Annotated in this window: 16 protein-coding genes; 1 reads left to right on the plus strand and 15 read right to left on the minus strand. The window is 72.7% G+C overall.

All coding sequences use genetic code 11. The annotated features are described in order from the left end of the window. Positions 1–2: 2 nt before the first annotated feature. From pdxT to IIE03_RS13760, 4 genes are all read right to left on the minus strand, one after another. Positions 3–638: a pyridoxal 5'-phosphate synthase glutaminase subunit PdxT gene (pdxT, locus tag IIE03_RS13745; RefSeq protein ID WP_192863330.1), complete on the minus strand. Its 636-nt coding sequence runs from the start codon at positions 636–638 to the stop codon at positions 3–5. 11 nt (positions 639–649) lie between these two features. Further along, positions 650–3172 (minus strand): tetratricopeptide repeat protein, encoded by a 2523-nt coding sequence (locus tag IIE03_RS13750; RefSeq protein WP_192863331.1) that lies wholly within the window; start codon positions 3170–3172, stop codon positions 650–652. Positions 3173–3186: 14 nt separating this feature from the next. Further along, entirely contained in the window at positions 3187–5838 is a 2652-nt protein-coding gene (locus IIE03_RS13755) for a tetratricopeptide repeat protein (protein ID WP_192863332.1), read from the minus strand. Positions 5839–5966: 128 nt separating this feature from the next. Continuing rightward, the gene (locus IIE03_RS13760) at positions 5967–6593 is read right to left on the minus strand and encodes an NUDIX hydrolase (protein WP_192863333.1); all 627 of its coding nucleotides are present in this window, start codon (positions 6591–6593) and stop codon (positions 5967–5969) included. 50 nt (positions 6594–6643) lie between these two features. On the opposite strand from IIE03_RS13760, the gene IIE03_RS13765 reads away from it, so the two are divergent. Then, the gene (locus IIE03_RS13765; protein ID WP_192863334.1) at positions 6644–7846 is read left to right on the plus strand and encodes a TolB-like translocation protein; all 1203 of its coding nucleotides are present in this window, start codon (positions 6644–6646) and stop codon (positions 7844–7846) included. A 264-nt stretch (positions 7847–8110) separates the two neighbouring features. Here the strand turns inward: IIE03_RS13765 and IIE03_RS13775 are convergent, their stop codons facing one another. The 11 genes from IIE03_RS13775 to thrS all read right to left on the minus strand — a co-directional run bounded on the left by IIE03_RS13775 (position 8111) and on the right by thrS (position 17892). Continuing rightward, on the minus strand, positions 8111–8872 hold the full coding sequence (locus tag IIE03_RS13775; RefSeq protein WP_192863335.1) for a ferritin-like domain-containing protein: 762 nt from the start codon (positions 8870–8872) through the stop codon (positions 8111–8113). Positions 8873–9107: 235 nt separating this feature from the next. Next, positions 9108–9803 carry a DUF4143 domain-containing protein gene (locus IIE03_RS27125; protein ID WP_456299262.1) on the minus strand — a complete coding sequence of 232 codons (696 nt, stop codon included), beginning with the start codon at positions 9801–9803 and terminating at the stop codon, positions 9108–9110. A gap of 126 nt (positions 9804–9929) precedes the next feature. Further along, positions 9930–10274, minus strand: a complete 345-nt coding sequence (locus IIE03_RS13785; RefSeq protein ID WP_192863336.1) for a type II toxin-antitoxin system PemK/MazF family toxin — start codon at positions 10272–10274, stop codon at positions 9930–9932. After that, complete coding sequence (locus IIE03_RS13790; protein ID WP_192863337.1) at positions 10268–10516, minus strand: ribbon-helix-helix protein, CopG family; 249 nt, start codon at positions 10514–10516, stop codon at positions 10268–10270. The genes IIE03_RS13785 and IIE03_RS13790 overlap by 7 nt, the downstream gene beginning before the upstream one ends. A gap of 172 nt (positions 10517–10688) precedes the next feature. Further along, positions 10689–11612 carry a pyridoxal 5'-phosphate synthase lyase subunit PdxS gene (pdxS, locus tag IIE03_RS13795; protein ID WP_192863338.1) on the minus strand — a complete coding sequence of 308 codons (924 nt, stop codon included), beginning with the start codon at positions 11610–11612 and terminating at the stop codon, positions 10689–10691. Between the two features lie 59 nt (positions 11613–11671). After that, a complete protein-coding gene (locus IIE03_RS13800) occupies positions 11672–12268 on the minus strand; it encodes a hypothetical protein (protein WP_192863339.1) in 597 nt (198 codons plus the stop codon). Then, positions 12265–13464, minus strand: coding sequence for a glycosyltransferase family 4 protein (locus tag IIE03_RS13805; RefSeq protein WP_192863415.1), 1200 nt, complete (start codon positions 13462–13464; stop codon positions 12265–12267). Before IIE03_RS13805 ends, IIE03_RS13800 begins: the two co-directional genes overlap by 4 nt. 79 nt (positions 13465–13543) lie before the next feature. Then, the gene (locus tag IIE03_RS13810; protein ID WP_192863340.1) at positions 13544–14542 is read right to left on the minus strand and encodes a phosphatidylinositol mannoside acyltransferase; all 999 of its coding nucleotides are present in this window, start codon (positions 14540–14542) and stop codon (positions 13544–13546) included. Beyond that, positions 14539–15159 (minus strand): phosphatidylinositol phosphate synthase, encoded by a 621-nt coding sequence (pgsA, locus tag IIE03_RS13815; RefSeq protein WP_192863341.1) that lies wholly within the window; start codon positions 15157–15159, stop codon positions 14539–14541. The genes IIE03_RS13810 and pgsA overlap by 4 nt, the downstream gene beginning before the upstream one ends. 35 nt (positions 15160–15194) lie before the next feature. Continuing rightward, entirely contained in the window at positions 15195–15848 is a 654-nt protein-coding gene (locus IIE03_RS13820) for an HIT family protein (protein ID WP_192863342.1), read from the minus strand. A gap of 13 nt (positions 15849–15861) precedes the next feature. Then, positions 15862–17892, minus strand: a complete 2031-nt coding sequence (gene thrS / locus IIE03_RS13825; protein ID WP_192863343.1) for a threonine--tRNA ligase — start codon at positions 17890–17892, stop codon at positions 15862–15864. Positions 17893–17995: the final 103 nt, after the last annotated feature.

The following is a 17995-nucleotide window of genomic DNA, read 5'->3' on the forward strand; positions in this document are numbered from 1 at the left end:
CGTTAACTCCTTCGCGAATCTTCGATGATGCGGGCGAACAGGCCGTGCACGCGCGCGTCCCCCGTGATCTCCGGGTGGAAGGCGGTGGCGAGCAGAGGGCCCTGCCGTGCTGCGACGATCTTACCGGCGGCCGCCACCGGACGGCCCGAGGTGTCGGTGGCGGGGATCCGGGCGAGCACCTCGACGTCGGCCCCGGCCTCCTCGATCCACGGCGCGCGGATGAACGCGGTGCGCACGGGTCCGCCGGAGATCCCGGCCAGTTCGAGGTCCGTCTCGAACGAGTCGACCTGTCGCCCGAACGCGTTGCGCCGCACGACGACGTCCATGCCGCCGAGCGTCCGCTGGTCCGCCGTGCCCGCGGTGATGCGATCCGCGAGCAGGATCATCCCCGCGCACGAGCCGTACACGGGCAGGCCCTCCTTGATCCTGGCGCGGAACGGCTCGGCCAGGCCGAACACGTGCAGCAGCTTGTCGATCGTGGTGGACTCCCCGCCCGGGATCACCAGGCCGTCCACCGTCTCCAGCTCGGTGGTCCGGCGTACGGGGATCGCGCGGGCTCCCACGGTGGCGAGCGCCGCGGCATGCTCCCGGACATCGCCCTGCAGGGCGAGGACTCCGACGGTCAGTGTGCGTGTCACGGGAATCGATCCTATGACGACGTCGGCGCCCCGCCCTCCTCGATGTCCACGAGCACGTCCACGGCCCGGTCCGGCGACGCGCGTCTGCCCCGCTCCCGCGCGACGAGCTCGACGCTCTCGTCACGCAGGGCGAAGGCCTCCTGCACGGCGGCGGTGGCCGCCTCGGCGCGGCCCAGGCTGCGCAGCACGGTCGCGAGGTTGGTGAGCGCCACGGCGAGGCTGTCCTGGTGGTGCGGCTGTTTCGAGCGTGCTAGGTCGCGCAGCATGCTCACCGCCTCCGTCGCCGGCGCCACGGCGTCGAGCGGCCGCGCGACCTCCGTCAACCGCACACCCAGGCGCGACAGCGACCGGGCCAGGTCCTCCTCGTACCGGCCGGGCACGCGGCCCGCCAGTTCCCGCCGGATGCCGACGGCCTCCTCCTCGAGCGGCAGCGCCTCGGCGAACCTGCCGAGCCGCGCGTAGGTGACCGCGAGGTTGGAGCACGACGTCGCCAGCATGTCGCGGTACCGCTGCGGTGTCTCCTGGGCCAGCTCGCGGCGGATCCGGACGGCCTCCTCCTCCAGCCCGGCCGCCTCGGCCGCGCGGCCCTGCTCGGACAGCAGCGACCCGAGCCCCGCCAGCGACCACGCGACCAGCCAGCGCATGCCGACCGGGTCCTGCTCCGCGAACCGGCGCCGGATCGCGAGCGCCTCCCGCGCGGCGGCGACCGCCTCGGCCGGCCGGTCGAGCTGCGCCGCCGCGTCGCTGAGGTTCGACAGCGCGAAGGCGAGGTACTGCTCGTGCTCACCGGGTCGACGCAGCGTGAGCCGCCGGCGGATCTCCACGGACTCGCGCAGCCCGTCGATCACGTCCGCGGCGCGGCCGAGCTCGACCTGTCCCACGGTGTTCGCCAGCACGAGCGCGAGCGTCGCCTCGTGCGCGGCGGGGTCGCGGGCCACGAGGCGGCGCAGCGTCGCGACGGACGCCGTGTGGCACACCTCCACCTGTTCGGGACGGCCGAGGAAGTCGTACGCGACCGCCATGCCGTTCAGGGCGGTCGCCAGGACGGGGTCCGTCCACACCCGCTCCTCGGCGGGCGCCGCCCGGCAGGCGGCCGCGACCTCGTCCGAGATCTGGAGCGACTCGGTGTACCGGCCTTTGCCGAACAGCACGGCCGCCATCACGGTGCGCGCCCCCAGCAGCGCGGACCGGTACCGGCCGGGGTCCTGCCGCGCCAGCTCCCGCCACGCGGTGACGGCTCCCTGCGCCGACGGCGGCACCTCGTCGTACGTCTCGGGCGCCCCCAGCGCCCGCGCGAGCGTCGCGGTGGCGTCGGCCCGTTCCGGTGTCGCGGGCCGCCCGTCGGCACGGTGCTCGCCGACGACGGCGACGAGCCGCTCCGCCAGGCCCAGCGCCACGTCGCGCGGCAGCGGGCGGCGGCCGAAAAGCCGCAGCACGTGCGCGAGCGCCTCCGCGTCGTCGGGCAGCGCGTCCGCGACCCGCTCCAGCAGCACCGTGGCGAGACGTGCGGCCTCGGGCACGCCCGGGTCGTCGACGTCGAGCCGGTGCGCGAAGACGGCGAGATGGAACGCCTGCGATGCGTCCAGGCCCGCGGTGCAGGCCCGGACCCGGGCGGGATCGGCGGCCAGCGTCCGCGCGACGTGCAGCTCGGCGAGCCGGTTCGGCAGGCCCCCGGGCCCGCTCATGAGGCGCGGACGGGTGGCGGACCGGCCCGGGGCGTGACTCGCCGGCCCGAACTCCTCGCCGCGCAGCATCGCTCCGGCGATCTCCTCGTCGGGTGCGGACCACCGCTCACGCTCCACGTCGAGCAGTGCCCCGACCCCGCGTGAGACGTCGGCGACGCCACCACGCAGGAGCGCTGCCAGGGCCGCGGCGTGCACGTCCAGCACCGGCGCGGGCTCGGGGCCCTCGCGCACCTCGGGAACGGCGGGCGCGGCCGCGGCGATCTTCCGCCGCACCCCGGCACGCCGGGCGAAGGCCCGCACGGCCGTGGACACCATGGCCGGCGCGGGCACCCGGGGCGGCGCGAGGTGCACCTGCGACGTCGGCACGATCTCCGGGCCGGCCCACAGATCGCAGGCCCACCGCAGCCGCGTCCACCACTCCCGGCCCGTGCGGCCGAGCAGGATGACGCGCAGCCGGCTCTCTCCCGCGCCCGCGAGCGCGCCGAGCTGCTCGGCCAGCCGGGGGTGCGCGGCGGCGTCGTCGACCACGACGAGGACGCGCCCGCCGCGGCACGCGGCGGCGACCTCGGCCGGGGAGTCGTCCGGTTCCGGCCACACGCACGTCCACCCGCGGCGGCGCAGCCGCGCGGCGAACTCGAGGGCGAGCCGCGACTTGCCCACCCCGCCGGCCCCGGTCACGAAGCGGACCTGGACCCTTGCCCGTTCCCGGCACCAGGAGTGGAGTTCGTCGAGCTCGGCGTCGCGCCCCGTGAACGGAACGATCCGCAGCGCCGGATCCAGCAACCCGGCTGCGGAGACCTTCGCGCGCTGAGCACGCAGGCGGCTGTCGGGATGAGGGGGACGCCACATAGGCATATTCAAACTCATGCACGCTCCGATCGCGCAGCAAGGAAGGGACCTTTGCGTGATCCGTCCGTGGGCAAGGCGGCCTCGATGTCGGCAAGCACGCGCACCGATCGCGCAAGGTCGTCACCGAACCGCCGCTGGTCCGTGGCGGCGAGCCGGTCGCGGATCCGGACCGCCTCCCGGGCGGACGCGGCCGCCGAGACGTAGCGACGCTGCTCGCCGAGGGCGACGGCCAGGGCGGTCAGCGCCGACGCGAGGCCCGGCAGGTGCTTCTCCGGATGTTCCCTGCTCAGGTCGCGCAGCGCCCCGACCGCCTCGTGCAGCGGGCCGACGGCGTCCTGGGCGCGGGAGAGGTCCGTGTACGTGGCCCCCAGGTTGGCCAGCGCCGTCGCGAGATCCGGGAGGTGCTGCCACCGGTCGTCGCGGGCCGCCTGCCGCATGAGGCTCACGGCCTCCTGCGTGGGCTCGACGGCGTCCTCGGTGCGCCCCATGTCCGAGTAGCGCACGCCCAGGTTCGACAGGGACCGGGCGAGATGCTGGCGGTGCCGGCTCGAGGAGGAACGCCGGAGGAGATCACGCCGGATCTCCACCGCCTCCTGCTCCAGGCGCAGCGCGTCGCCGAACCTCCCGAGGCGCGAGTACGTCACGCCGAGGTTCGAGCACGACGTGGCGAGCTCCTCGCGGTAGCGGTCGGGAGCGTCGCCGGCGAGATCGCGGCGGATCGACAACGCCTCCTCCTCGAGCGAGAGCGCCTCGTGCGGCCGCCCTTGCTCGGACAGCAGGACGCCGACGCCGGACAGCGACCACGCCAGCTCGAACCGCAGCTTGGGTGCACCGCCGCGGGCCGACGACGACGCCTTCCGCAGGGCCCGCCGACGCAGCGCCAGTGCCTCCTGCCCCGCGGCGAGGGCCTCTGCCACATCTCCCAGTGCGGCGAGCGCATGGCTGAGATTCGACAGGCTGTACGCCAGCTTTCGCTCGAACGCCTCCGGCCGGTCGCGGGCGAGCCTGCGCCTGATCGCCACGGACTCGCGCAGGCCCTCCAGCGCCTCGGCGGGTCTCCCCCGGTTCACCAGGAGCAGCAGATTGGCCTGGACCATCGCGAGCATCTCCGCGTACGCCACGGGATCACGGGCGACCAGGCCGCGCAGGAGCGCGACGGCCCGATCGTGGTACCAGCGCGCCGCGTCCACGCTCCCCGGGGCGCTCGTCGCCTCCAGCGAGTGCATCGCCCACGCGAGCTCCGGTTCCGTCCACACCGCCTCGACGTCGGGGACCGAGCTCCACGCGGACACGGCCTCGTCCACCAGCGTCGCGAACTCCTTGTCGCGTCCGGTCCCGAAGCACATGACCGCGAGGTCGTGCATCGCGTACCAGAGAGCGATCCGGTAGCGCAGCGGGTCGGCCCGGGTGATCCGCCGCCACATCGCCTCCGCCCTCTCCGCCGGGCCGTACGCCTCGTCGGGTCGCCCCGTCTCGTCGAGCGCGCGCGCCAGTGCGCCGAGTGCCTCGGCGTGGCTGACCGAGTCCCCGGCCTCGTCCGCCGCGAGCACCGTCACGAGCCGCGATGCCAGATCTGCGGCCTGCGCCGCGGGCGCGGGCCGCCGGGGGAACAGCCGCAGGACCCGTTCCAGGTGCCCCCGGTCGTCGGGCAGTTGGTTGGCGACCTGCTCCAGCAGCGCGCCCGTGAGGCGGCCCGCCCCGGTCACCGCCGGGGTGTCGACGTCGAGACGGAACGCGAACATGGCGACCTCGAACGCCTCGTCGGGCGTGATCCGGGCGGTGCAGACCTCCGTCATCCCGGGGGCGGCGGTCAGCGTCCGTGCCACGTGCAGTTCGGCGAGCCGGTCGGGCAGGTCGCGCCGGTCACCGCAGAGCAGGGCGCGCGCCACGACGGCGTCCGTGTCCTCCCACCGATCCCGCTCGTGGTCCAGCAGCGCTCCGGGCCCGCGCGCGACATCGACCACCGCGTCGGCGTCGCCGGCCTCCCGCCCGGCCAGGACCGCCAGCACCGCGGCGTGCACGTCGCCGAATCGCGGCGGGTCCGCGTCGGCGGGCAGGTCGGCCACCACGAGGTCCGGGGTCTGGGTCCCGAGTCGCGCCGCGAACGCCGACGCCGCCGCCCGGACCATCCGGGCCAGGCTCTGCGCCGGCGGCCCGACATGGGACATCGAGGTCGGCACGGCTCTGGGGCCCGTCCACAGGGTGCTCGCCCAGCGCAGCCGCGTCCACCAGTGCCGGCCCGTCCGTGCGAGCAGCAGCACCCGGATCCGGCCGGCCTCCGCGTCCCGGAGCGCACCGAGCTGGTCGTCCAGGCGGGGGAAGGACGCGGCGTCGTCCACGACGACGAGGACGCGCGGACCGCGGCACGCCGCCGCCACGTCCCGGGGTTCGTCGGCGGGGTCGAGCCAGACCGACCGCCAGCGACGACGGCCGAGCCGCGCGCTCAGCTCCACCGCGAGCCGCGACTTCCCGCAGCCACCGAGCCCGGTCAGCAGCCGCACACGGACCGGCTCCGCGCCGCCCGCCCAGCTCGTCAGGTCCCCCATCTCGGTGTCGCGCCCGGAGAACGGCACGGCCCGCAACGCGGGATCGAGCAGGCGCACGAGACCGCCGTCAGGCAGCGACGCCGCCCCGCGACGGTTCCAGCCCTCACGCCCACGCAACACGGGCCAAGTCAACCGCAACCGGACACCTGAACACCAGGACGCGCGCCGAACGATCGGCCGATGCGTACTTCGTGACCCTCGAGACGCCCGACCGGCGGTCCGGCTGCCGCCCGGGAGTCATGCACCGATCAGTCGTCGTTCTGCGTCCCCAGGTGGCGGACCGTGCCGTCCCAGCCCGCGACGAGGGCGTCGACGACGTCGGGCAGCTCGTGCGGGAACACCTCCAGCGGCTGGGCGCGCAGTTCGTCGGCCGACAGCCACGCCATGTCGTCCAGCACCTCCCGCTCGATCTCCGTCCAGCCCGAGCGATCCGGCGTGTGCCCACCGGGCAGACGGGCGAGGAAGAACACCTCGTGCTGCCGGCACGTCTCGGCGTAGAAGTCGAAGATGCCGGTGCGGGTGAGCACCGGCCCCTCCAGGTCCTCCGGGGACAGGATCAGGCCCGCCTCCTCACGGACCTCGCGCAGCGCGGCCTCGAGGGCGGTCTCCCCCGCGTCGATCCCTCCGCCCAGCGTGAACCACCACGAGCGGCCCGGCTCGTCCAGATCGTGTCCCCGCACGAGCAGCACGCGGCCCGCGTCGTCGAGCAGCACGACGCGGGCCGCGTCGCGCTCGCGGATCCCGTCCGGCGCGAGGCGCCAGTCGGGTCCCAGGGAGCGTGCGACGCCCTCGGAGGTCGCCAGGCCCGCTCGGCCGGGTGGACGCGTTACGGCTCCTTCTCGACGGTGATCATCGTGGTCGCTGCGCCAGGTCATGCCGAAGACGATACGGAATGGTGGGTGTGGTGGGTCTAGGGTCTCGTGCCGTGACGACGATCGAGCCTCTGGCCGGCGCGACGCTTCCCGACGGCGTCGTGGTGGAACGTCTGGTGCCGCATCCGCGGCTGCCGTGGGTCGCGGGACTGGACGCGGCGCGGACGACGGTGCACGTGTGGGGATGGGAGTCCGGAGACCTGACTTGTGTCGCGACGGTCGGCGAGGACGCGTACGGCGACGCGCCCGGGTGGGACCGGATGCGGCTCGTGCCGTCGGCGGCGTGGCATCCGGAGAGGGCGCTGCTCGTGGTGAACGGCTCGGACGGCTTGGCGTGGTGGGCCCCGGACGGCGCCACGACGCCGGGCTGGGCACCACCCGTCGCGGATGACGACGGCGCCGGTGGAGACGTGGCGTTCACGCCCGACGGTGCCACGCTCCTGGTCAGCGGCTACGAGCGGTCGACGACGATCCGCCTGGCGACCGGCGACGTCGGGTCCTCGCCGGGGTGGGACACGGGGTTCTCGGTCTGGCCCGGCGGGCGCCTGGCCCTCTCGTACGTCAGCGACCAGAGCGCGACGCACGGCCTGTTCACCCGGATCGACCCCGCCACCGGCAGGAGGAGCGTCGTGGACCGGGCGCTGCTGCTGGATGTCGACGGGTACGAGACGCCGGTGGTGAGCCCCGACGGGCGGTACGTCGCGATCCGCGGGAACGCCTACGGCCAGACGTTGCAGGTGTTCGAGATGCCGAGCCTGCGGCTCGTGCTGTCCACCACGCTCATGGACGAGAGCCCGGGCTTTCCGTACCCGCCGGAGTGGCTTGCCGAGCTCCACTCGTGGTCCCGGCACGACATCGCGTTCGGCGATCCCGGCACGGTGTGGGTCGGGACCCCGCACGGCACCCTCGTCGCTCTCGACGTCGCCCGTGCCGAGGCCGTCGCCCACGAGCTGCCCGACGGCGCCCCGGTCACCGCCCTCGCCGGTGGTGCGGGTGGTGTGCTGGTCGTCGCGACCGGCGGCGGAAGCCTGCGCCTGTTCCCCGACGGCTCCGACCGGACCGCCGCGCCGTCATGGGAGGCGACCGCGACCGGCGTCGTCCAGGACTTCCTTGCCACCACTGCCGAGGTGCCCGACGACGCGGCCGGCGACGACGGCGACCTGGACGAGTTCCTGGAGCGATTGACGACCACCGACGGGCGTGAAGGTCTGGCGGCCCGGGGAACGGCGCAACTCTGCTACTCGATCAGGCCGTGACGGTAGGCGTGGGCCACGGCCTGCACCCGGTCGCACAGCTGGAGCTTGGTGAGGATCCGGGAGACGTGATGGCCGCCGAGGGCGGCGATGCAGGCGATCACCAGCCCGAACAGGCTCAGCCCGAGGTCATGCCGTGGACCCTACGAACGCGCCACCGGCACGCACATCACCCTGTGGAGCACACTTGACGATCCCCCGGACGGGGGATCCTCGGCGGGCGCTCGGCGAGGCGCACCGGCCGCGAGGTGTGACTCGTCGAGAGCCTCAGGGCAGTGGTCCTTCGACGCCGCGGCGTGTTCGCCCGAGCGCGTCGAACGCCGTGCGGCCGAAGGTCCCCAGCGCGCGCCACCAGTAACGCGCCGGGCTCAGGCCGCACGCACGGAGTGCGTCGCCGTGGTCGACGACCAGCACAGTGACGGCACCGATCGCGACGATGCTCCAGCCGAACCCCACCAGCGCCCGCAGCACAGCGGGTGTACCCACGAAGCCGACGCGAAGCCGGTCGACCTGGAACCGCAGATGGTGACGTTCGTCGTGCGCGATGCGGCGCCCGATGCCACGCAGCACGGCGTCGGGCGCGGCGGTGGCGAGCGCTGTGAACCAGCCCATCGCCACGGATTCGGCGACGAGGAAGAGCGCGAGCTCGGTACGCAGGCCGAACGAACGGCGCAGGACGGTGAAGGCGGCGTCCGACCAATGGGACCTCATCACCGGCGCACCCAGATGTTCCAGCCCGCGTCGGAACAGGGCGGAGTGCCGCTGCTCCTCTGCGACCAGGAGGGACAGCGCACGATGGTAGACGGGGTCGCCGGCTGCCTTCGCGTGGGCAAGGAGCCTTTCGCCGTCCCCGTTCTCACCCAGTTCGAATCGCTGGAACGAACGGACGAAGGCCCGCCGCACCGGGTCGGGCAGGCTGCACGGGGCATCCCAGTCGACGTCGCGCTCCATCGCGACCTGGACGGCGACGTTGGCCTCGAAGTGCTCGACCCAGGCGGTAAAGTGCGGGTTCGTTGCGCCGTTCGTCATGGGTGGAACCTGGCACGTGCCGGAAACGAGTTCCAGCCGGTCCACTGCCCTTCCATCACCTGCCCGCCGAAGATGCCCTGGTCGCACACACACCGCCACGAGGCTCGAATCCAAGCCCGAGACCCCTACCCAACCGGGCCGGGCAGGAGTAGCGTAGAAGTTGGCCTGCGAGACAGGCGAGGGAGCCGAGAGGCTGAGAGGCCAGAAGGTTGAAAAGGCCGGCTGGCGACCCCCACTACCTGATCCGGACAATGCCGGCGAAGGGAAATCGCCTCGCAGGTCCCTTCATGCTCTGACAGGAAGAGGACGTCGAGCCCCCGCGGACGTGACGTCGGCAGGGCCGCGGCGCGTTGGTCAGGACCTGATCACCAGCCGCGCTCGGCCAGGTGCACCGGCTCCGGGTCCTCCTCGACGTCGATGCCGTGGTCCACGATTGGCGCGCTCCCCGGGCAACTCCGGATCGACGGGTGACCCGGTCAGAGGTCCCACAGAGATGCGATGGGCAGCCCGATGAGGTTCTCGCCGAACCGCACCTCTGATCCGCCGTGCCCAGCACGACACCGCCCAGGAACCTGTCGCCCAAACGCTCGGCAAGGCGCTGCAGACCACGGAAGTGCTCGGGCTTGTAGGTCTGCTTCGCTTTCACCTCGAGGCCGAGGACCCGGCCGTCGTCGAGTTCGAGGAGGATGTCCACCTCGACGCCCGACGTCTCGCGGTAGTGAAAGACGGAGTAGCGGGTGTCGCTCCAGGTCTGCTGCTTGCGCAACTCGGAGACCACAAGGCCCTCCAGCAGCGGCCCCAGCAGTTCGCCACCACCGACGAGTGCAGCGGCACGGGCAACATGACACCCTGCAGTCGCTGCTCTGCAAACCGAAAGTCGCTGTTCTGCACCACCGAAGTCGCTGATTCCGCAACTAGAGAGGCCCCGCACATACTCGGTCCGCGGGGCCTCTCGCTCAGTTCCCGGACGGGCCGGCCGGGCTCACCAGCCGCGCTCGGCCAGGCGCACAGGCTCCGGGTCCTCCTCGACGTTGATGCCGTGGTCCAAGATCGTGCGTCACAGATCGACAACTCGCCGCAGGCCCGCATCGACGGCATCCATCAGATTCTCTGGCAGAACGCTGCCGGTCTGGTCGATGTCCGCGCGGTCCACCGTCATCGGCTGGGATACATTCACCACCGAGTCCTTCGGCAGTCCGGAGGCCGGCGCCGGCAGGAACACGTTACCTGGGTGCCTGGCAAGGGCGGTGTTGGACGTGATCGGCAGAACGACGACGGTCGCGATGCGGGACTTGTTGTACTGGTCGGACTGCACGACCACGGCTGGACGCCGCTTGGCAGGTGCACTCCCCTTGGGCTCTCCGAAGTCGACCCAGCACACCTCCGCGCGCCGGATCACCACTCGTCCGGCTCCTCCACCAGGCGGGCGTTCGCAGCCCGGCGGAACTCGGCGGCGTCGTCGCCAGGCTGCCCTATGGCGTCGATCGCATCGTCGATCTGAGCTGTCAGGTCTGCACCGGTCAGCTCGTCGGCGTAGTGCTCGGCGGCACGTCGATAGAACTCCGACCGGGTCATTCCGTGCTTCTGGGCGATGTGGTCGAAGCGCTCGGCCGCGTGGTCCGGGAGGCTGATCGCTGTCTTCATGAACCAATGGTATAACTTTTTCTACCCAGATGCCAAGGCAAGTCGCCCGCCTGCCGACCCTGCACGTCGCTGTTCTGCACCACTGAAGTCCCAGATTCCGCTGATCGAGAGGCCCTGCAGACGCTCACGTCTGCAGGGCCTCTCGATCGGCTCCCGGGTCGGCCGGCCTGGCTTACCAGCCCCGCTCGGCCAGGCGCACCGGTTCCGGGTCGTCCTCGACGTTGATGCCGACCATCGCCTCGCCCAGGCCGCGGGAGACCTTGGAGATCACGTCGGCGTCGTCGTAGAACGTCGTGGCCTGCACGATCGCCTTGGCGCGCGTCACCGGGTCGCCGGACTTGAAGATGCCCGAGCCCACGAACACGCCCTCGGCGCCGAGCTGCATCATCATCGCGGCGTCGGCCGGCGTGGCGATGCCGCCCGCGGTGAACAGCACGACGGGCAGCTTGCCCTCCCGCGCCACCTCCGCGACCAGCTCGTACGGTGCCTGGAGCTCCTTGGCGGCGACGTACAGCTCGTCCTCCGGGAGCGAGGAGAGCTTGCGGATCTGCTGGCGGATCTGCCGCATGTGCGTGGTCGCGTTCGACACGTCGCCCGTGCCCGCCTCGCCCTTGGAGCGGATCATCGCGGCGCCCTCGGTGATGCGGCGGAGCGCCTCGCCCAGGTTGGTCGCACCGCACACGAAGGGCACGGTGAAGCCCCACTTGTCGATGTGGTTCGTGTAGTCGGCGGGCGTGAGCACCTCGGACTCGTCGATGTAGTCGACCCCGAGCGACTGCAGCACCTGCGCCTCGACGAAGTGCCCGATGCGCGCCTTCGCCATCACCGGGATGGAGACGGCGTCGATGATGCCGTCGATCATGTCCGGGTCGCTCATACGGCTCACGCCGCCCTGCGCCCGGATGTCCGCCGGGACACGCTCCAGGGCCATCACGGCCACCGCGCCGGCGTCCTCGGCGATCTTCGCCTGCTCGGGCGTGACGACGTCCATGATCACGCCGCCCTTGAGCATCTCGGCCATGCCGCGCTTCACGCGCGCGGTGCCGACAGTGCCCGCACTCCCCGTGCCAGCGCCCGTCGTCGTCTCGTCAGCCACCACTACCTCGCTCGTTCCGGTCCGTACCGGACGCCGGTCCGGCGCCCTCACCAACGATCCTACGCGCCGGGTCCGACACCCCGGTCCAACCCTTCCGGCATCCGGTCGTCCAGTTCCACGGTGTGCGGCATCGGCGCACGTCCGGGAAGGTGGGCGGCGCGCACGTACCAGCGCCGCCGCACCCGCCGGGCCTGGGTCACGGCCTCGTTGTGGAACCTGCGCGCGAGCGTCGCCCGGTACCAGGCCGCGGCCAGGGCGGCCGCCTGCTCGCCGGCCGGCCCGGCACGCAGCCCGGCGATCTCCTCCGCGTCGCCGAGTGCCTCGCGCAGGGCCGCGCTCAGGTTGCTCTCGGCGTCCTCGCGCGCCGTCGGCAGGCCGTCGATCGCGAGCACGTGCTCGCCGGTCTCGGGATCGGCGGCGTCCAGCACCACGTAGGCCGCGTCGACCACGACCAGGGCGGAGGCCGGGTCCATCCCGCCCGACGACGCCAGGTCCACCGCCGCCCACGCCCGGCGCACCAGCTGCGCGTCGAGCGCGCCGCGGGATCCGGCGACCTTGCGGTGCAGCCCGTCCAGGCGCGACGCCACCCGCCACGCCGCCCACAGCACCACGAGGGCGACGACCAGGGACCAGAACGCGATCTCCGACCAGCTCATCGCCATCCCCTGCGAGCCCGGCCGAGCACCTCGCGCACGCCGTCGGCCAGGCCGGGAAGGCGGCCGCGGGGACCGAGGACGTCACCGGCGGACAGGACGGTCTCGTAGACGGCCAGCACCTGTCCGGTGACCACCGACCAGTCGTAGGCGCGTACCGCCTCCCGCGCGCGGTTCCGGTAGCGCTCGCGCCGTTCCGGATCCCCCGCCAGCGCGACGACCTCGGCCGCGAGCGCCTCCGGGTCGCCGGTGGCGAAGAGCGCGCCCGCCGCGCCGTCGTCCAGGACGCGCCGGAACGCCCCGAGCTCGCTGGCGACGACGACGGCCCCGGCACTCATCGCCTCGACCAGCACGATGCCGAACGACTCGCCACCGGTCTGCGGCGCGACATAGAGGTCGGCGGAGACGAGGAGGGACGCCTTCTCCTCGTCGGTCACCCGCCCGAGGAGTTCGACGGCGTGAGCGTGTTCACCGAGGGCGGCGCGGACGCGCGCGGGGACGTCGGTGCCGGATCCGGCCACGAGGAACCGGGCGCCCGGCAGCCGGTCGAGGATCGTGGCGGCGGCCGCGAGGAGGACGTCAAGGCCCTTGCGTGGTTCGTCGAGCCTGCCGAGGAAGGCTATCGTCGGCGCGCCGGACGCTCCCTGCCACTCGGGGCGCGGCCGTGCGTGGGCGAAGTCCTGCGTGAACACGCCGTTGGGGATGACGACGGCGTCGCCCCCGAGGTGGTCGACGACGGTGCGGCGGGCGTCCTCGGAGACGGCGATGCGCCCTGCGATCTTCTCGACGAACGGGCCCGTGAGCGGGAAGGCGGCCCGCAGCGCGCGCGAGCGCGGCATCGAGCTGTGGCAGGTGGCCACGAGCGGCACCTCGGCGTACCGGAGCGCGAGCAGGGAGACCGACGGCGTCATCGGTTCGTGCAGGTGGACCACGTCGAACTCCCCCTCCGCGAGCCAGCGCCGGACCCGGCGGGCGGTGACGGGCCCGAACGTGAGGCGAGCGACGGAGCCGTTGTAGCGGATGGGGACGGCCCGGCCGGCGGGTACGACGAACTCCGGTACCGGCGTGTCCTCGGACGCCGGCGCGAGGACCGACACGTCGTGCCCCGCCGCGCGCAGCGCCCGGGCGAGGTCGCGCACGTGGAACTGCACGCCGCCGGGAGCGTCGAACGAGTAGGGGCACACGATGCCGATGCGCAGCGGGCGCGCCGGGCCGGAGCGGCCGCCGCGCCGGTGTGCGACGCGTGGACGACGATGCGGGTCGGGACGGCGGCGCCGGTCAGGCACGCGAGCTCCGCCGGCCGAGGTCGTCGGTGAAGACGCGTTGCAGCATGTGCCAGTCGGCGGTGTGCTCGGCGACGGAGCGTCCGAGGGCGTCGACCCAGCCCTGGGTGAGGCGCCGCACGCGTTCGGCACGCGGCAGGGTGTGCTCGGGGACGATGACGGGCTCGTGGAACGTGATGACGATGCCCCACGGGCTGCCGGCGGCCCGACGGCGGGCGCCACGGAGGCGTTCGTAGTGGATGCCGGCGGGGACGAGCGGCACGTCGGCGTCGAGCGCGAGGGCGGCGGGGCCGGCGGCGACCCGGGCCCGGTGCCCGAGCAGGTCGACCTCGACGCCGCGGGCGGTGAGGTCGCGGTCGGCCAGGAGCGGCACGATGCGGTTGCCGTCCTTGGCTCCGGCGACCAGGGCCGCGAAGACGCCGTCGTCCCCCAGGCCGAGCGCGGTGATGCCGATCGACCGGCGGAACTCCACGAACCGGTTGAAGAGCTCGGTGGGCCGCAGGCGCTCCGCGACGGTCAGGACGGGCGCGATGTGCAGGGCGCCCCACGCCCCCGCGAGGTCCCAGTTGCCCGTGTGACCGAGCACCAGTGCGGCGGCACCGCGCCGGTCGGGCGGGGTCCCGGGGCCGTCGAGGTCGAGGTACGGGCGCAGGTTCTCCTCGTACCCCTCGGTGCGGACGCGGGCGTCCACCTGGTGGGGGCGCAGCGCGTGCAGCGTGAACGCCTCACGGAAGTACCGCATGTAGGAACGCATCCCGGCGCGGGACAGGCGGCGTATCCCGGCCTCGTCCAGGTCCGGCCGCACGCGCGCGTAGTTGGCCTCGAGGCGCCGCACGCCCGTGGTCCGGCGCAGCCAGGTGAGGTCGGCGATCACCGAGAAGAGGGCCCGCAGCAGCGGCTCGGGGACCATCGGGGCGAGCTTCCAGGCGAGCACGTAGGCACGCGTGGCGAGGTGCGACTCGGGCGCGGCGGGCTGCGCGGCGGCGTTCTTCACTGAGGGACCTTCGCGAGCTGTCGGTGGACGGTGGTCACACGCTGCCCGACCGTGACGGCGCTCGCCACCGCGAGCACCGTGAGTGCGGTGGTGGCGGCCACCATCGGAAGGCCGATGTCGGTGAACGCGACGGGTGCGAGGCCGATCACGAGGCGGTCGGTGCGCTCCGCGATGCCGTTCTTCGCCGTGGCGCCCACGGCCTCGGCGCGGGCCCGGGCATAGGGGACGATGCCGCCGAGCGCCAGGCACGCGAGCGCCGCGACCGCGCCCCAGGTCGCGTGGGGAACGTCCGGGTGGAGCACGAAGTAGAGGGTGATGCCCGCGAACACGGCGCCGTCGGACACCCTGTCCAGCGTGGAGTCCAGGAACGCTCCCCACCGGCTGGTGTGGCCCGAGAGCCGTGCGAGCACGCCGTCCAGCGAGTCCAGGAGCGCGAAGAAGCCGATCAGGAGCCCGCCGAGCAGCAGGTGTCCCAGTGGCAGGAGCGTGAGTGCGAGCGCCGTGACGGCGATGGCGCCCGCGACGGTCACCGCGTCGGGCGTGACGCCGAGGCGCAGCAGCCAGCGGGCCACCGGGGTCAGCACGGTGGTCATCAGGCTGCGAAGCCGACCGAACATCTCCGCCTCCGATCGCTGCGATGCCCCTTTGCCGGTCAAGTATGCCGGTGGGCGGTCCTCGGATCCGGTCCGGGCCATGCCTCGGCGAGTCGGCGCCGGGTGTCGGCGAGCAGTTCGGGCAGCGACTTGGTCTGCGCGACCACGGGCAGGAAGTTGGAGTCGCCGGGCCAGCGTGGCACCACGTGCTGGTGCAGGTGGGCCGCGATGCCCGCGCCGGCCACCTCGCCCTGGTTGATGCCGAGGTTGAACCCGGCGGGGGCGTACGCGGCGCGCGTGGTACGCATCGCCGTCTGTGTCATGGCGGCCAGCTCCGCGGTCTCGGCGTCGTCGAGGTCGGTGTAGTCCGAGACGTGCCGGTAGGGCAGCACCATCATGTGCCCCGAGTTGTACGGATACAGGTTGAGCACCACGTAGCAGCGTTCGCCGCGGGCGACGACGAGGCCCTGCTCGTCGTCGCCCTGCGGGATGCGGCAGAACGGGCACCGGAGTTCCGAACCGTCGGCGGGCTTGCCCTGCCCGCCGACGTACACCATGCGGTGCGGGTTCCAGAGGCGCTGGTAGTGGTCCTGGGCCGGGCCGAAGGCGCTCGCGTCGTCGGCGCTCTCCGGCTGGTCCTGATCCGCCGACGACGGGCCGGGGGCCGATCCGGTCGGTGCCCCCGGACCCGGCGTCGTACCGTTCACGTCCATGCCTCGGGCCGGGTCAGACCTGGGCCCGGTCCCGGACCGCCGCGACGATCTTCTCGACCGCCTCGGCGACGAGCACCCCGTTCTCCTGGGTGCCGTCCCGGAACCGGAAGGAGACCGCCCCGGCCTCGGCGTCCTCGCCGCCCGCGATGAGCGTGAACGGCACCTTCTGCTTGGAGGCGTTGCGGATCTTCTTGGCGAAGCGGTCGTCGGACAGATCGATCTCGGCGCGGATGCCCTGGGCCTTGAGCTGCGCGACGACGTCCTTCAGGTAGTCGTCGAACGCCTCGGCCACCGGGACCGCGAGAACCTGCACGGGCGCGAGCCAGACGGGGAACTGGCCGGCGTAGTGCTCGATGAGCACGCCCATGAACCGCTCGATGGAGCCGAACTTCGCCGAGTGGATCATGACCGGGCGCTGCTTGGTGCCGTCCGGCGCGGTGTACTCCAGGCCGAAGCCCTCGGGCTGGTTGAAGTCGTACTGCACGGTGCCGAGCTGCCAGGTGCGTCCGATCGCGTCCTTCGCCTGGACGGAGATCTTCGGGCCGTAGAACGCGGCGCCGCCGGGGTCCGGAACCAGTTCGAGGCCGGTCTCCGTGGCGACGTCCTGGAGCACCTTGGTCGCCGCGGCCCAGTCCTCGTCCGAGCCGACGAACTTGCCCGGCTTGGCGTGGTCGCGCGTGGAGATCTCCAGGTAGAAGTCGTTCAGGCCGAAGTCCTTGAGCAGGCTGAGCATGAAGTTCAGCAGGTGCTTCACCTCGGCGGGCGCCTGGTCGGGCGTCACGTACGAGTGCGAGTCGTCCTGGGTCAGGCCGCGCACCCGGGTGAGGCCCTGCACGACGCCGGACTTCTCGTACCGGTAGACCGACCCGAACTCGAACAGGCGCAGCGGCAGTTCACGGTAGGAGCGGCCGCGGGACCGGAAGATCAGGTTGTGCATCGGGCAGTTCATCGCCTTGAGGCGGTACTCCGACCCCTCGAGGTCCATGGGCGGGAACATCGTGTCGGCGTAGTAGGGCAGATGGCCCGAGGTGTGGAACAGGCCCTCCTTGCTGATGTGCGGGGTGCCGACGTAGTCGAAGCCCTCCTCGATGTGCCGCTGGCGGACGTAGTCCTCCATGACCCGCTTGATGACACCACCCTTGGGGTGGAACACGGGCAGGCCGGAACCGATCTCGTCCGGGAAGCTGAACAGGTCCATCTCGGTGCCCAGCCGGCGGTGGTCCCGGCGCTCGGCCTCCGCGAGGCGCTCCTGGTACGCCTTGAGCTCGTCCTTGCTGGGCCAGGCGGTGCCGTAGACGCGCTGCAGCATCGGGTTCTTCTCGCTGCCGCGCCAGTAGGCGGCGGCGGAGCGCATCAGCTTCACGCCCTGGCCGAGGATCTTCGTGTTCGGCAGGTGCGGGCCGCGGCACAGGTCCTTCCACACCACGGTCTCGCTCTCGCGCCCGGCTCCGCGCACGTTCTCGTAGATGGTCAGCTCACCGGCGCCCACCTCGACGCTCGCGCCGTCGGCCGCCTCCTCGGCGTCGTCGCCCGACCCCTTGATCCCGATGAGCTCGAGCTTGTACGGCTCACCGGCGAGCTCCGCGCGGGCCTCCTCCTCGGTCACGACGCGCCGGCGGAAGGTCTGCCCCTCCTTGATGATGCGGGCCATCGCCTTGTCCAGGGCCTTGAGATCGTCCGGCGTGAACGGCTCGGCGACGTCGAAGTCGTAGTAGAAGCCGTCCTTGACGGGCGGCCCGATGCCGAGCTTCGCCTCGGGGTTGATCTGCTGCACGGCCTGGGCGAGCACGTGCGCCGCGGAGTGCCGCAGGACGTCGAGCCCGTCCGGCTCGTCGATCGTCACGGGCTCCACGACCGCGCCGCCGGGAATCTCGCGATCCAGGTCCCACAACGTGCCGTCGACCCGTACGACGACGACGTCCTTGCGGTCGCCGTACAGATCGGCACCGGTGGTGGGCACCGTGGTCGTCGTCGTCGCCTCCGTCTCGGTGACGTCACCGGGGGTGAGGTCCTGGCGGGTGGGCGGCGATGCGACGTCGGACACGGACGGTCTCCTTCAGCAAGCTGACGACCCTCGCGCGCGCGAGGGGCGTCGTCCCAGATGGACGACGCCCCTCGATCGTACCGATCCGAGTGCCCAGGGCGAA

The organism is Myceligenerans pegani, assembly GCF_014892515.1.
GTDB classification, from domain to species: domain Bacteria; phylum Actinomycetota; class Actinomycetes; order Actinomycetales; family Cellulomonadaceae; genus Myceligenerans; species Myceligenerans pegani.

Bases quoted from the DNA above. Each gene is read 5' to 3' on its own strand.
- IIE03_RS13750 (WP_192863331.1), bottom strand. From the start codon at position 3,172: ATGTGGCGTCCCCCTCATCCCGACAGCCGCCTGCGTGCTCAGCGCGCG.
- IIE03_RS13760 (WP_192863333.1), bottom strand. From the start codon at position 6,593: ATGACCTGGCGCAGCGACCACGATGATCACCGTCGAGAAGGAGCCGTA.
- IIE03_RS13775 (WP_192863335.1), bottom strand. From the start codon at position 8,872: ATGACGAACGGCGCAACGAACCCGCACTTTACCGCCTGGGTCGAGCAC.
- IIE03_RS13790 (WP_192863337.1), bottom strand. From the start codon at position 10,516: ATGAAGACAGCGATCAGCCTCCCGGACCACGCGGCCGAGCGCTTCGAC.
- IIE03_RS13800 (WP_192863339.1), bottom strand. From the start codon at position 12,268: ATGAGCTGGTCGGAGATCGCGTTCTGGTCCCTGGTCGTCGCCCTCGTG.
- pgsA (WP_192863341.1), bottom strand. From the start codon at position 15,159: ATGTTCGGTCGGCTTCGCAGCCTGATGACCACCGTGCTGACCCCGGTG.
- IIE03_RS13820 (WP_192863342.1), bottom strand. From the start codon at position 15,848: ATGGACGTGAACGGTACGACGCCGGGTCCGGGGGCACCGACCGGATCG.